This window comes from Streptomyces sp. NPDC048057 (assembly GCF_040653095.1).
Lineage (GTDB): Bacteria > Actinomycetota > Actinomycetes > Streptomycetales > Streptomycetaceae > Streptomyces.
This window is the reverse complement of the sequence record NZ_JBEZNF010000017.1, coordinates 183216-197396: the sequence shown is the minus strand read 5'-3', so window position 1 is coordinate 197396 and position 14181 is coordinate 183216. Positions and strand designations below refer to the sequence as shown.

The following is a 14181-nucleotide window of genomic DNA, read 5'->3' as shown; positions in this document are numbered from 1 at the left end:
CCCCGCTCACGGCGCCAGGAACCGCCGCAGGATCTCCTCCCCCGCCGCCACGCCGCGCTCCGGCACCACCGTCACCCGCGGCCCGACCCACCCCGAGTCCGCCAACTCGCCGTGCCCCGGCCGCCAACCGCGGTCGGCGGCCAGCAGCAGGTCCGCGTCGAGGAGCGAGTCCCCGGCCGCCAGCACCTCGTCGGCGCCGGTGCGGTGCGCCACCTCGCGGACGGCCGCGCTCTTGGTGAGCGGGCGCGGCACGGCGTACACCTTGCGGCCCTGGAGGGAGACCGACCAGCCGCGGGGCTCCGCCCAGGCCGCCAGCTCCTCGATCCACTCCGCCGGCAACTGCGCGCGGTCGACGACGAGATAGGCGAACAGGTCCTCCGCGACGCGCTCCTTCAGCAGCCACGCCGGATCGGCGACGGCACGGAGGTGGCCGCGGACCTCGTCCAGCGATGCGCACTCGTCCGTCAGCCGGGCGGCCACCCTGCGCTGCCAGTCCGGGTCGGACACCCCGTCGACCAGGATGTGGCCGCCGTTCGCACAGATCGCGTACGCCGGGGGCGGCCCCGGCAGGTGGATCCGCCCGTACTGCTCGCGGGTGCGCGTGGTCGTCGGCACGAAGGCCGTCTCGGCGGCGAGCCGCACCAGCAGCCCCGCCGCGGTCTCGGTGACGTACGACAGCGGCTGCCCCTGGTACACCTCCACGCACAGCAGCCGCGGCGCGTCCGCGTCCGGGACGTCCAACTGGAGCGCGCCCGCCGAATAGATCAGCGTGCGGTCCAGGTCGCTGGCGACCAGGCGCACCGGGCGCCCGTGGTCCACGACACGGCTCATCGCGCGCTCACCGCCGTGCCGTCGGCACCGGTCGCGCCCTTGGTGTAGCGCGGATGGATCAGGCCGACGCAGCTGTACGGCAGGTCGTCGACCTCCTCGACGGGGACGCCGCGCTGCTCGGCGAGGAGCCGCACGTGGTCCAGGTCGCTGCCGGCGCCGCGGCGGGCCAGCACCCGCCAGGGCACCCGTCGCAGCAGCACCCGGGTGGTCTCGCCCACGCCGGGCTTGACCAGGTTCAGGTCGTGGATGCCGTACTCCTCGCTGATCCGCTCCACGGCGGCCCACCCCTTCCAGGTGGGGGTGCGGTCGGCCGCCAGCAGCTCCTTGACCTCCCCGTCGACGGCCGTGGCCACCTCGTCGAAGCGGGCGGTGATCGCGTCGAGGAAGTCGTTCGAGACGTCGGCGTCCGCCAGGTCCCGGTAGAACTTCGCACCGTGGTAGTCGTCGGGGCCCACCAGGTCGGCCCGCAGCACGGTGCGCGATATCAGCCCGGAGACGGTGGAGTTGAGGCACGCGGAGGGGATGAGGAAGTCTTCCCGGGTGCCGTACGTGCTGACGCAGCCGCCCGGGTCGGCGAGCACCGCGATCTCCGGTACGAAGCCCTCGAACTCGGCGATGGCGGCGGCCAGTTCGCGGGTGATCGCGCCCTTGCCCGTCCAACCGTCGACGAAGACGACGTCCGCCGGGTCGTGGTGCTCGCGCAGCCAGCGCAGCGCGTTGGCGTCGATGCCGCGGCCCCGGACGATGGAGACCGCGTAGTGCGGCAGGTCGAGGCCGTGCCGGCGCTGGGCCCAGCGGCGCATCAGCACGCCGACCGGGGTGCCGGCGCGGGCCAGCGACACCAGGACGGGGCGCGGCGAGCGCTCGGCGAGCACCAGTTCGGTGACCGTGCCGACCGCGCGGGCGATCCGGGCGGCCGACGCGTCGAGGGCGCGCTCGAAGAGCCGTTGGTAGTCGGCGCTCGGCTGGTACTCCACCGGCAGCGACTCCGCGTAGTGCGCGCCACCGCTCTGGACGGCCTCCTCGCGCTCCTCCGTGGGCGCCTCAAGCACCACGTCCGACAGGTCCTGGAGCAGCCAGCCCACCTCGTCGGGGGCGTACGAGGAGAACGCGGGGCCGCGGAGGGGCTCGGGCAGCATGGGGGCCGTTTCCGGTGGTGCCTGCAAGGACGGTGACGGGGCCGGGCGCGGGCGCGCGAACGGCGGTACGCGGCTGGGGACGACCGCCAGCAGGACGTGCGGGGCGTGCGCGGCGAGCCGGTCGAGCAGTCCGCCGGGGGCGCGCAGGGCGGGCGTGTCGGCGGTCGAGTCGACGACGGCGACGACGGCGTCGAAGCCGGCGCCCGCGACGTTGTACGCGTAACGGTCGCCGGGGCCGTCGGCGGGGTCGTCGTGGGCGGGGAAGACGAGCCGGGTGCGGATCGCGTACCCCGGGTCGTCGACGGCGAGCACGGGCGAGCGGGTCGTCGTCGAGTACCGCACGTCGGCGCGCGGACCGGCGCCGTCGGCGAGCGTCGCCTCCAGCGCGGTGGCGAGCCGCAGCGGCGCGTACATCAGCTCTTCGCAGCCGAGGACCAGGACGCGCCGGGCGTCGGACGGCAGCTCGGCGGCGAGCGTCGCGGCCATCGCGGGCAGCGCCGCCTCCAGCCGCTGCCGGTGGTCGGGGCCGAAGCCGTGGCGTCCGCCGTCGGGCACGTGGGCGGGCCAGTCCAGCGGGACCTGACGCACCACGGCGCCCGGGGCGGGGGCGTCGGCGTCGGACGCCGCCTGGCGGACCTCCTCCGCCGCGACCAGGGCCCCGCCCTTTGCCAGGACGCCCTCGGGCAGGTCGACCGTGCCCGAGGCCAGGGCGACCAGGTCGACCCGGGCGCCCAGCTCGGCGGCGAAGGCCGTCAGCCGGTCCCGGTCCGCCGGCGCGCGCATGTCGACGAGGGCGACGATGACGTACCGCTCCCGCGGGAAGCGCTCGTGCAGGGTGCGGATGGTGTTCAGGACGGTGTTGCCGGTGGAGAACTCGTCGTCGACGAGGACCAGCGGCCCGGACCCGGTCAGCAGCCCGGGGTCCTCGGGCAGCAGCAGGTGGGAGGTGTGGTGCGAGTGGGACTCCTCGAATCCGCCCGCGCTCGGCACGCCCGGCACCGGGCGGCGGGTGGAGTGCAGGTACGGCGCCAGGCCGACGCCGTCGGCGACGCAGTGCCCGAGTCCGGTCGCGGTCTCGGCGTACCCGAGGACGACCGCGCGGGCCGTCTCCGCCTCGCCCAGCAGCGCCCGGACCCGGACTCCGAGGTCGTACCCGGCGCCGTACACGACCGCGGGCGACTGCGGGACGTGCTTGCCGAGCACGTTGGAGACCAGCAGATGGGCCCGCTTGGGGTTGCGGCGCAGCGCGAGGCCGAGGAGGGCGGGCAGCTCCCCGTCCCCGGCGAGCGTCACGCCGAGGCGCTCGGCGACCCACCGCCCCGACCAGACGTCCGTCAAGCCCGGCTCGTCGCGTATCTCCGCCGTCTCGACCTGCTCGGCCGTCCCGCTGTGCTCGCCTGTCACCTCTGCCGCCTCCGGGCTCTGTGTCACCGCTGGTCTTCCGTACGTGTGCGGGGGCTGGTCCATCACGTGTCGGCGAGCCCCGCCGTCAGCAGCTCCACGAAGCCGACGTCCTCCCGGGCCACGCCGAAGGCGGTCGCCCGCAGCAGGGTCCGCTCGGCCCAGGCACGGTGCGGCTTCACCTCGTTCATCTTGTTCGTGTACGCGGAACGCACCACCCCGCCGCCGCCGCGCTCGGGGCGCAGGATGTCCTGCGCGTCGCTGAACTCCTCGTGGCTGACCACGGACAGCGCGTGCACGGGCCCGACGTGCGAGGGGTGGATGCAGGTCTTGCCGGTGAGGCCGTTGGCCCGGTCCAGCTCGATCTCGCGGAGCAGTCCGTCGATGTCGTGCTCGATCAGCGCGGTGCGCAGCTCGTCGGCGCGCCCCGCCATGAAGGGGCTGCGGCGCAGCTGCGGCTTGAACATCCGCTCCTGGAGTCGGAAGTACTCCCACACGGGGCCGGTGACGGTGTAGCCGGTGCCGTCGGCGCGGCCGAGGACGTTGACGACGTCCGCGATGACGGAGGCGACGATCTGGACGTCGTAAGCCGTCATGTCGGGCGCGCGGCGCAGCCCGTAGGCGGAGCAGAAGTCGGTGACGCCCAGGCGCAGCGCGAGGACCCGGTCGCGGTACTTGTCGACGGTGGTGGCGATGGCGCTGAGGGTCTGGCGCCGGGTCTCCAGGTGCAGCAGCTCCGGGGACTCCAGGACCGGCATCGCGAAGAGGCGCTGTCCGGTGGCGGCCTCGGCGGCGGTGAGCGCTTCGAGGAAGGGGATCCCGCGTTCTTCGGTGAACTTCGGCAGTACGAATCCAGACAGCCGCCGAATCGATTCTCCAAGCCGGCGGGCAAGATCGGGAATCTGTCCGGGGGCCCGGACGCGAATGAAGAGCAGGGGGAGTTCCGCGCCCTTTTCGGCACGGGCGTCGAGATCGGCGAAGTGCCGGACCAGGTTCTCCTCGGCGGCCGGCACCTCGGCGTCGTCGATGGAGTCCTCCAGGCAGAGCACCATGGAGACGACTCCGCTGGTCACCTGCTTGACGACGTCATCGGCGAGCCGGGGCCTGGTGGCCGGGCTGTAGAGCGTGGCCCCGAGGGCGGCAGCGAGCACGTGTGCGGGGGAGTCCGCGCTGAACTCCGCGGGCTCCCGATGGAACAGGCGCTCCCTGGCGGCAGGTGAAAGCTGCCCGAAATGACGCATCAATGTCCCCCGTGCTCCTGGGCGGCACGCCTGTTTGACGTGGCCGGTAATAGTACGTACGAAAGCGTGCCGGGAGTTCCCCCGGGCAGTGAACGCCCGGTGACATCGTTGCACCCTCCATGCGTCCTTCCGTCCCCGCTCCGGGGTCGCGCGCCGCCGGCCGCGCCCCGCGTTGTCCGGGCGGCCCCGGGGAAGGCAGGATGACGGTCATGACGCACGCGATGGTGAAGGGCTCGAACGTCGCTCTGAACGCCACGGCCGTACGGGCCGTGCTGCGCTGGACGCCGGGGAGCAGCGTCCCGGACGTGGACGCCTCCGCGCTGTTGCTCGGAGCGGACGCCCGGGTCCGCTCCGACGAGGACTTCGTCTTCTACAACCAGCCGCGGCACCCCTCGGGGTTGGTGCGCCGGCTGCCGAAGCAGCAGATCGGGGAGCAGCTGGCGGACGTCGTCGAGGCGGACCTGACCTCGCTGGACGCCTCCGTGGACCAGGTCGTGCTCGCGGCCTCCTCCGACGGCGGCACCTTCGAGCACGTGCGGGACCTGCGGATCGCGCTGTACGACGCCGCCCGCGCGGACGGCGAGGCGATCGCGGTCTTCGACGTGGCGCCGGAGACCGGCCTGGAGACCGCGATCATCTGCGGGGAGCTGTACCGGCGCGGGGACGCGTGGAAGTTCCGGGCGGTGGGGCAGGGCTATCCGACGGGTCTGGTGGGGCTGGCCACCGACTTCGGCATCTCGGTGGACGAGGGCACGTCGGCCGAGGGCGGCGACGGGGCCGGGAGCGCGCCGGCCGCCGTGGCGCCGTCGGCCCCGGAACTCCCGCCACCGCCGGCGCAGCCGCCCGTCGTGCCCCCGCGGCCGGCGCAGCCGCCGGCCGCCCGGCCCGTCTACGGCCATCCGCAGCCCTCGTCGCCGCAGCCCGGTCAGCCAGGCCACGGGCGCCCACAGCCGGCCGCCCCCTTCGTCCCCGATCCGGACTTCCGGCTGCCGCCCATGGGGCCGCAGTTCGCCCGGCGCTGACCCGCCCGCACCGGGCGGGCGGGCGCCGGGCCCCGGGCGGCGTCCTCGGGCCAGTCTGGAGTTCCAGCGCGGGAGAAGGAGCGGCGACTGGTGCCGTCGAATCCAAGGCCGAGGATGGGGGCGTCTCCCGGGCCGCCAGGCCCAGGGGGAGAGTCGACGCGGTGGGGGTCCCCCCACGCCCTTCGGGCGTAGGGGGCCGTCGGCGACTGACGACAACGCCGGAGGCGGCGGTGCCAGTCGCCGCGACGCCGCGGGGGAACTCCAGACAGGCCTTACAGCTTCGTCTTGTATCCGCGACCCCACTGCAAGCCCCATCCGTACAGCCGGTCGAGCTCTGCCTGGAAGCCGTAGACGAACTTCACTTCACGGCGGACGATCATCTCCCCCTTGATGTTCTCCATGGAGAACACCGCGCAGGAGCGGGCCTGCGGGGCGCGTTCGTCGAGCTCGACCGTCACGCGCGGGCCGCTGCTCGGATAGAGCGTGACCACCGCGTGGGTGCGGTCGAAGGCCGGGGTCTGGTCGTAGATGTAGACGAAGAAGAGCAGCCGCTTGATCTCGGCGTGGTGATCGAGGTTGACGTAGATGGTCTCGCCCGAGCCGGAGCCGAAGCGGTCGTCACCGCTGCACCTGACGTACGGCGCTTCGTTCGTCGAGCCGAGGAAGCCGCCGAGGGGCTGGACCACGCCCTTGCTGCCGTCGTCCATCTCGTACAGGCACCCGAGGTCCAGGTCGACGTTGACCATGCCCTGGGTGTGGGCCTGGACGACTTCGGGCTGGAAGAACTTCAGGGGGTGCCGCAGCAGTCTGCCGCCCAGCTCGGGGCGGCCCTCGATGTCCGAGGTCCGCATCCGCCAGGACAGGTTGACCCGCAGGTGGCCGGTGGCGGCGCCCTGTTTGGTCAGCGACGCCGTGGGCCGCCGCTTCGTCAACGGGATCACGTTCGCCGCGGCGGTGCCGAGGTCGAACTGAGAGGCCCTGCCGCGCAGCAGTCCGTCCCAGAAGGCCATGCGTTCCCACCCCCGGTGGTGTGTCGGCGGTCGCGTCGTGCAGACGGACCCTTCTCCCCGCGCGTACCGCTCCCCCGCCCGCGGGCACTGCGCGGGGCGGCGCCGAGGCCCGTGCCCCGAAGCCGCCCCGCAGAGAGCGTTCCGCAATAACGCGGTCGTCACACCCCTGCTTCGGAGTGTGGCCGGGCCTTTTCGCCCGCTTCCGCGGCGAGCGCCTTGTTGCGCTTGACCGAGGACCAGAAGGCCCAGGCGATCAGGAGCACGCCGACCGAGCCGGTGATGATCTCGTGGATCTCGAAGCGGATCGTGATCAGCAGGATCGTGGCGAGCGCACCGATGGCGTAGTGGGCGCCGTGCTCCAGGTACGCGTAGTCGTCCAGGGTGCCCTGGCGGACCAGGTAGATCGTGAGCGAACGGACGTACATGGCGCCGATGCCGAGGCCGAGGGCCATCAGCACGATCTCGTTGGTGATGGCGAAGGCGCTGATGACGCCGTCGAAGGAGAACGACGCGTCCAGGACCTCAAGGTAGAGGAACATGAAGAAGGCGGCCTTGCCGCCGACCTGCAGGGCGGTGACCCGCTTGCCGCTCTTGCGGGCGGCTTCCTCCTCCTCGTGCTCGCGCTCCTCCTCCTCTTCGAGCTTGTTCTCGAAGTAGCCGGAGAGACCGCCGACGACCAGGTACGTGATCAGACCGGCGACACCGGAGAGCAGCACCGTCTCGGTCTTGTCGGCCGCGCCGCTGTGGGTGTGGGCCTCGGGGGCCAGGAACATCGCGCTGATCATCAGGATGATCAGGGCGATGCAGACCGACAGCATGTCGACCTTGCCCAGCTTGGACAGCGGGCGCTCGATCCACCCGAGCCACTTGATCTCCCGCTCCTCGAAGATGAAGTCGAGGAAGATCATGAGCAGGAACATGCCGCCGAAGGCGGCGATGGAGGCGTGCGCGTCGGTGACGAGCTGCTCGTACTTGTCCTTGTCGTTGAGCGCCAACTCCACGGCCTCGATGGGCCCGAGACTGGCACTCACGGCGACGATGATGACGGGGAAGACGAGCCGCATGCCGAAGACGGCGATGAGGATGCCGATCGTGAGGAAGATCTTCTGCCAGAAGGCGTTCATCTTCTTCAGGATTCCGGCGTTGACGACCGCGTTGTCGAACGACAGCGAGATCTCCATGATGGAGAGGATCGCCACGATCCAGAATCCGGTCCACCCGCCGTAGAACACGGCTGCGACCAGGCCGAGCGCGGTGACCGCGAACGACCAGCCGAAGGTTTTCAGAACCACTGCTACCCAATCGTGTAGGTGGGGGTCCCCCGAAGCCCCCCGGGGTAGTCCGTGGGAGGGTTCTCCCCGCACAGCCGGGGCGGGTTTCCCCGCCCTGGGCGCGGTTTACGAAACGTTGACCCCGAAGTCTAGAGCGATGCCGCGCAGGCCCGACGCATACCCCTGGCCCACTGCACGGAACTTCCACTCGGCTCCGTAGCGGTACAGCTCACCGAAGATCATCGCGGTTTCGGTGGAGGCGTCCTCACTGAGGTCGTAGCGAGCGAGTTCTTGGCCGTCGGCCTGGTTGACCACCCGAATGAAGGCATTGCTGACCTGGCCGAACGTCTGGCCGCGGTTGTCCGCGTCATGGATGGAGACCGGGAAGATGACCTTGTCGACGTTGGCCGGCACCTTGGTGAGGTCGACCAGCAGCGACTCGTCGTCGCCGTCGCCCTCGCCGGTGAGGTTGTCGCCGGTGTGTTCGACCGAGCCCTCGGGACTCTTGAGGTTGTTGTAGAAGACGAAGTACTCGTCCCCCAGGACCCGGCCGCCGCCGCACATCAGCGCGCTGGCGTCCAGGTCGAAATCGGCTCCGGTGGTGGAACGCGCGTCCCAGCCGAGACCGATGAGCACCTGGGTGAGGTTCGGTGCCGCCTTGGAGAGGGAGACGTTGCCCCCCTTGGCGAGTGTGACGCCCATGATCTGGTCCTCCCCTGAAAGACGTTGAATTCGCTGCGTGCCTGTCCCGCACGCCCGACCTGCAAACGGAACATCCGTCGCAGGAACGTCCGGCGCCGCACTGCGAGGTGCGGCAGTGCGGCGCCGGGACGGGTGCTGACTGACTGCCAGGGACCGCCGTGTGGATCTTGCCGGGCTCACGAGCCCGACCCACAAGACAGGCCCCAGGGCGCGCCTTAGACGTTGACGCCGAAGTCCTGGGCGATGCCCCGCAGACCGGAGGCGTAGCCCTGGCCGATGGCGCGGAACTTCCACTCGGCGCCGTGGCGGTACAGCTCGCCGAAGACCATCGCAGTCTCCGTCGAGGCGTCCTCGGTCAGGTCGTAGCGGGCCAGTTCGTTGTTGTCGGCCTGGTTGACCACACGGATGAAGGCGTTCCGCACCTGGCCGAAGGACTGGCTGCGGCTCTCCGCGTCGTAGATGGAGACCGGGAAGACGATCTTGTCGACGTCGGCGGGCACGCCCGCGAGGTTCACCTTGATCTGCTCGTCGTCACCCTCGCCCTCACCGGTGAGGTTGTCACCGGTGTGCTCGACGGAGCCGTCGGGGCTCTTGAGGTTGTTGAAGAAGACGAAGTTCCCGTCGCTGGCGACCTTGCCCTCGGTGTTGGTCAGCAGGGCGCTGGCGTCCAGGTCGAAGTCCGTGCCGGTGGTGGTGCGGACGTCCCAGCCGAGGCCGACCGTGACGGCGGTCAGTCCGGGTGCGGCCTTGGTCAGCGAGACGTTGCCGCCCTTGCTGAGGCTGACTCCCACGAGTCCCTCCATAGGTCTTCAGGGGCAGCGCCCCCGTGGTGCGTTCGTGTCGGATCAACAAGTGGATCCTAGTGAGCGGTTCCCCCGTGAAACAGGCTTTCGCCCGCTACGCCTTCGATCCGTCCCGCTCGGACGCGATCAGGCGTCGAGCGCGCCCAGCGCCGTGACGTACTCGTTGAGGTCACGGGCGTCCGGGAGGGCGTTGAGGACGCTCCAGCGCACCACGCCCTCCTTGTCGATGACGAAGGTGCCGCGCAGGGCGCAGCCCTTGTCCTCGTCGAAGACCCCGTAGGCCCGGGAGACCTCGCCGTGCGGCCAGAAGTCCGACAGCAGCGGGTACTCCAGGCCCTCCTGCTCGGCGAAGACGCGCAGGGTGTGGATGGAGTCGTTGGAGACGGCGAGGAGCTGGGTGGAGTCGTTGACGAACGTGGGCAGCTCGTCGCGCAGGGCGCACAGCTCGCCCGTGCACACGCCGGTGAAGGCGAACGGGTAGAAGAGGAGCACCACGTTCTTCTCACCGCGGTAGTCCGCGAGACGCACGGTCCGGCCGTGGTTGTCCTTGAGCTCGAAATCCGGGGCCTTGGTGCCGACCTCGATCGCCATGGCGCGTGGGTTCCTTCCGCCGGTCTGTTGGGGTGCCGGGTCCACCCCACCGGGTGCACCCAAAGGTCCCCCCACCCTACGCGCGGACCCCCTCCGCCCGGAGGCGGAGGGGGTCCGTGGGGCCCTGGACCGGCGGCCGGCGTGCGGCAGCGCGGTTCGGCCTGCGTCTGGTGCGTACGCCGGTCACCCAGCCGGCGGACGGAAGGTCAGCGCTTGGGGGCGGCGAGCTTGGTGCCCGACCACTCCTTGGCCACGCTGATGCTCTTGGTCTGCGAGAGCCCGGCGGTCTGGGCGGCCTCACTGATGTCGCTCGGCTCCACGTAGCCGTCCCGGCCGGTCTTCGGAGTCAGCAGCCAGATCATGCCGCCCTCGTCGAGGAGGCCGATGGCGTCCACCAGGGCGTCCGTCAGGTCGCCGTCCTCGTCCCGGAACCAGAGGACGACGACGTCGGCGACGTCATCGTATTCCTCGTCCACCAGATCCTGGCCGATGACGGACTCGATGCCTTCACGGAGATCCTGGTCGGCGTCGTCGTCGAAGCCGATCTCCTGGACCACCTGTCCGGGCTCGAACCCCAGCCTCGCTGCCGGGTTGGTCCGCTCCTCCGCGTGGTCCGCGGTCGCGCTCACGGCTTGCCTCCTGATCATGTTCGGTAGATGCTGCGCCACGCGCGCGTACGCGCGGCTTTGGCCGTAGTCCACACGGGCGGGACGGATCGCGCAAGTACCCGGCCGTCCAGACCGCCGAAACGGTGACGTTTGCGTCCGTCTCGGCGCAACTCCTGACACGTGCGGCCTGGGCCGCACGGCTCGTCGGAGCCCACGACGACCTCCCGACGGACGGCCCCACCGGGGCGCCGCGCCGCCGCTGACGGTCGCATACCCCTAATTTACGACTCATTCACCTCCCCTCGATACCGAGTCCCGCCCGGAGCACCCGAACGGAACCCCGCACCGCCCCGGGCGTATGGTTGCAATTCGGGTGGTCCTGCCCCGGTGTCGAGCGCAGGGGCCGCGTCACGACGTGTGGGCCGGATCACGGGTTACCCCTCGGTAGAGATGACGTTTCCCGACCCGCGGTACACGATGGGAGGCGGTACGGCGCCCCGCGCGGCACCGCACGGCACGACGGCTTCACGGCACCTCGCAGCACCGCACGGCACCGCACAGCGCTCCGCACGAGAGCCCAGCACTCCGGCCCCGGACTTCGAACCCCTCCGAGCAGCGAAGGAACAGCGTGGCTTCCGGATCAGATCGCAACCCGATCATCATTGGCGGCCTTCCCAGCCAGGTCCCGGACTTCGATCCCGAGGAGACCAAGGAGTGGTTGGACTCACTCGACGCCGCCGTCGACGAGCGGGGCCGGGAGCGGGCCCGCTATCTGATGCTCCGCCTCATCGAGCGGGCCCGCGAGAAGCGGGTGGCCGTGCCGGAGATGCGCAGCACGGACTACGTCAACACCATCGCCACCAAGGACGAGCCGTTCTTCCCGGGCAACGAGGAGGTCGAGCGCAGGGTCCTGAACGCGACGCGGTGGAACGCCGCGGTGATGGTCTCGCGCGCCCAGCGCCCGGGCATCGGCGTGGGCGGCCACATCGCCACCTTCGCGTCCTCCGCCTCCCTCTACGACGTGGGCTTCAACCACTTCTTCCGGGGCAAGGACGGCGGTGACGGCGGCGACCAGATCTTCTTCCAGGGCCATGCGTCGCCGGGCATCTACGCCCGGGCGTTCCTGCTGGACCGGCTCAGCGAGGCCCAGCTCGACGCGTTCCGTCAGGAGAAGTCGAAGGCGCCGAACGGCCTGTCCAGCTATCCGCACCCGCGGCTGATGCCGGACTTCTGGGAGTTCCCGACGGTGTCGATGGGGCTCGGCCCCATCAGCGCCATCTACCAGGCCCGGATGAACCGCTATCTGCAAGCCCGCGGGATCGCCGACACCTCGAACTCCCACGTGTGGGCCTTCCTCGGCGACGGCGAGATGGACGAGCCGGAGTCGCTCGGCCAGCTCTCCATCGCCGCCCGCGAGGGCCTGGACAACCTCACCTTCGTGGTGAACTGCAACCTCCAGCGCCTGGACGGCCCGGTGCGCGGCAACGGCAAGATCATCCAGGAGTTGGAGTCGCAGTTCCGCGGCGCCGGCTGGAACGTGATCAAGCTGATCTGGGACCGCTCGTGGGACCCGCTGCTGGCGCAGGACCGCGACGGCCTGCTGGTGAACAAGTTGAACACCACGCCGGACGGCCAGTTCCAGACGTACGCCACCGAGACCGGCGCGTACATCCGCGACCACTTCTTCGGCGGCGACCAGCGGCTGCGCGCGATGGTCGCGAACATGACCGACGAGCAGATCCTGCACCTGGGGCGCGGCGGTCACGACCACCGCAAGGTGTACGCGGCGTTCGAGGCGGCCAAGGAGCACAAGGGCCAGCCGACGGTGGTGCTGGCGCAGACGGTGAAGGGCTGGACCCTCGGCCCCAACTTCGAGGGCCGCAACGCGACCCACCAGATGAAGAAGCTCACCGTCGACGACCTCAAGCGGTTCCGGGACCGGCTGCACATCCCGATCGCCGACTCCCAGCTGGAGAGCGGGCTGCCGCCGTACTACCACCCGGGCCGGAACTCGGAGGAGATCCAGTACATGCACGACCGCCGCCGGGCGCTGGGCGGCTACGTGCCGTCCCGCGTGGTGCGGTCGACGCCGCTGGAGCTGCCGGGCGAGCAGACCTACGCGGCGGTGAAGAAGGGCTCGGGCCAGCAGTCGATCGCCACCACGATGGCCTTCGTCCGGCTGCTGAAGGACCTGATGCGGGACAAGGAGATCGGCAAGCGCTTCGTGCTGATCGCGCCGGACGAGTACCGCACCTTCGGGATGGACTCCTTCTTCCCTAGCGCCAAGATCTACAACCCGCTGGGCCAGCAGTACGAGTCGGTGGACCGGGAGCTGCTGCTCGCGTACAAGGAGTCGCCGACCGGGCAGATGCTGCACGACGGCATCTCGGAGGCGGGCTGCACGGCCTCGCTGATCGCCGCGGGGTCGGCGTACGCCACCCACGGCGAACCGCTGATCCCGGTGTACGTGTTCTATTCGATGTTCGGCTTCCAGCGCACCGGCGACCAGTTCTGGCAGATGGCGGACCAGCTCTCGCGCGGCTTCGTGCTGGGGGCGACCGCCGGCCGCACGACGCTGACCGGCGAGGGCCTCCAGCACGCGGACGGCCACTCCCAGCTGCTGGCCTCCACCAACCCCGGCTGCGTGGCGTACGACCCGGCCTTCGGCTTCGAGATCGCGCACATCGTCGAGGACGGACTGCGCCGGATGTACGGCGGCGACGCGGAGCATCCGCACGGCGAGGACGTCTTCTACTACCTGACGGTCTACAACGAGCCCATCCAGCACCCGGCCGAGCCGGCGGACGTGGACGTGGAGGGCATCCTCAAGGGGATCCACCGCTACAAGGCGGGCGAGCGCGGGCAGATCCCGGCGCAGATCATGGCGTCGGGCGTGGCCGTGCCGTGGGCGGTCGAGGCCCAGCGGATCCTCGCGGACGAGTGGAACGTACGGGCCGACGTCTGGTCCGCGACCTCCTGGAACGAGCTGCGGCGCGAGGCCGTGGCGGTGGAGGAACACAACCTGCTGCACCCCGAGGAGGAGCAGGGCGTGCCGTACGTGACCCGCAAGCTGAGCGGCGCCGGGGGGCCGTTCGTGGCGGTGTCGGACTGGATGCGCTCGGTGCCGGACCAGATCTCGCGCTGGGTGCCGGGGACGTACTCCTCGCTGGGTGCGGACGGCTTCGGCTTCGCCGACACCCGCGGGGCGGCGCGGCGCTTCTTCCACATCGACGCGCAGTCGATCGTGCTGGCGGTGCTGACGGAGCTGGCGCGGGAGGGGAAGGTGGACCGCTCGGTGCTGAAGCAGGCCGTGGACCGGTACCAGCTCCTGGACGTGGCGGCGGCGGACCCGGGCCCGGCGGGCGGGGACGCCTAGGGCCTGTCTCCTGCACGTACGCGAAGAGCCCCATCGACCCGAGGTCGGTGGGGCTCTTCGTCGGTTGCGTACCGTACGGGGCGCTAGGGAGTGTCCTCAAAGTAGCGTCGTCCGCCCTTGGGGCGGGCCTGGCGGGGTCTGGTGCGTGCGATCGCAAGGCGGAGGAGGGAGTCGACGCGGTGGGGG

Annotated in this window: 11 protein-coding genes; 2 read left to right on the top strand and 9 right to left on the bottom strand. The window is 70.9% G+C overall.

Annotated elements, in window-relative coordinates; genetic code table 11:
* Nucleotides 1–6: 6 nt before the first annotated feature.
* The 3 genes from AB0E05_RS21545 to AB0E05_RS21535 form a co-directional block, all read right to left on the bottom strand.
* Nucleotides 7–831, bottom strand: a complete 825-nt coding sequence (locus tag AB0E05_RS21545; RefSeq protein WP_361965776.1) for an HAD family hydrolase — start codon at nt 829–831, stop codon at nt 7–9.
* Entirely contained in the window at nt 828–3308 is a 2481-nt protein-coding gene (locus AB0E05_RS21540) for a phosphoribosyltransferase (protein WP_361965832.1), read from the bottom strand. The genes AB0E05_RS21545 and AB0E05_RS21540 overlap by 4 nt, the downstream gene beginning before the upstream one ends.
* Nucleotides 3309–3436: 128 nt before the next feature.
* Nucleotides 3437–4612, bottom strand: coding sequence for an HpcH/HpaI aldolase/citrate lyase family protein (locus AB0E05_RS21535; RefSeq protein WP_361965774.1), 1176 nt, complete (start codon nt 4610–4612; stop codon nt 3437–3439).
* Between the two features lie 200 nt (nt 4613–4812).
* On the opposite strand from AB0E05_RS21535, the gene AB0E05_RS21530 reads away from it, so the two are divergent.
* Nucleotides 4813–5634: a TerD family protein gene (locus AB0E05_RS21530; protein ID WP_361965772.1), complete on the top strand. Its 822-nt coding sequence runs from the start codon at nt 4813–4815 to the stop codon at nt 5632–5634.
* Nucleotides 5635–5906: 272 nt separating this feature from the next.
* Here AB0E05_RS21530 and AB0E05_RS21525 read toward each other — a convergent pair whose 3' ends face one another.
* The 6 genes from AB0E05_RS21525 to AB0E05_RS21500 form a co-directional block, all read right to left on the bottom strand.
* Entirely contained in the window at nt 5907–6644 is a 738-nt protein-coding gene (locus AB0E05_RS21525; RefSeq protein ID WP_361965769.1) for a Tellurium resistance, read from the bottom strand.
* A gap of 158 nt (nt 6645–6802) precedes the next feature.
* Entirely contained in the window at nt 6803–7936 is a 1134-nt protein-coding gene (locus tag AB0E05_RS21520; protein WP_361965767.1) for a DUF475 domain-containing protein, read from the bottom strand.
* Between the two features lie 105 nt (nt 7937–8041).
* Entirely contained in the window at nt 8042–8617 is a 576-nt protein-coding gene (locus tag AB0E05_RS21515) for a TerD family protein (protein ID WP_361965765.1), read from the bottom strand.
* A 215-nt stretch (nt 8618–8832) separates the two neighbouring features.
* Nucleotides 8833–9408, bottom strand: coding sequence for a TerD family protein (locus AB0E05_RS21510; protein ID WP_361965763.1), 576 nt, complete (start codon nt 9406–9408; stop codon nt 8833–8835).
* Between the two features lie 138 nt (nt 9409–9546).
* Nucleotides 9547–10011, bottom strand: a complete 465-nt coding sequence (locus AB0E05_RS21505) for a peroxiredoxin (RefSeq protein ID WP_361965761.1) — start codon at nt 10009–10011, stop codon at nt 9547–9549.
* A 206-nt stretch (nt 10012–10217) separates the two neighbouring features.
* Entirely contained in the window at nt 10218–10640 is a 423-nt protein-coding gene (locus AB0E05_RS21500; RefSeq protein ID WP_361547114.1) for a DUF3052 domain-containing protein, read from the bottom strand.
* Between the two features lie 607 nt (nt 10641–11247).
* On the opposite strand from AB0E05_RS21500, the gene aceE reads away from it, so the two are divergent.
* Nucleotides 11248–13995, top strand: coding sequence for a pyruvate dehydrogenase (acetyl-transferring), homodimeric type (aceE, locus tag AB0E05_RS21495; protein WP_361965758.1), 2748 nt, complete (start codon nt 11248–11250; stop codon nt 13993–13995).
* Nucleotides 13996–14181 lie beyond the last annotated feature (186 nt).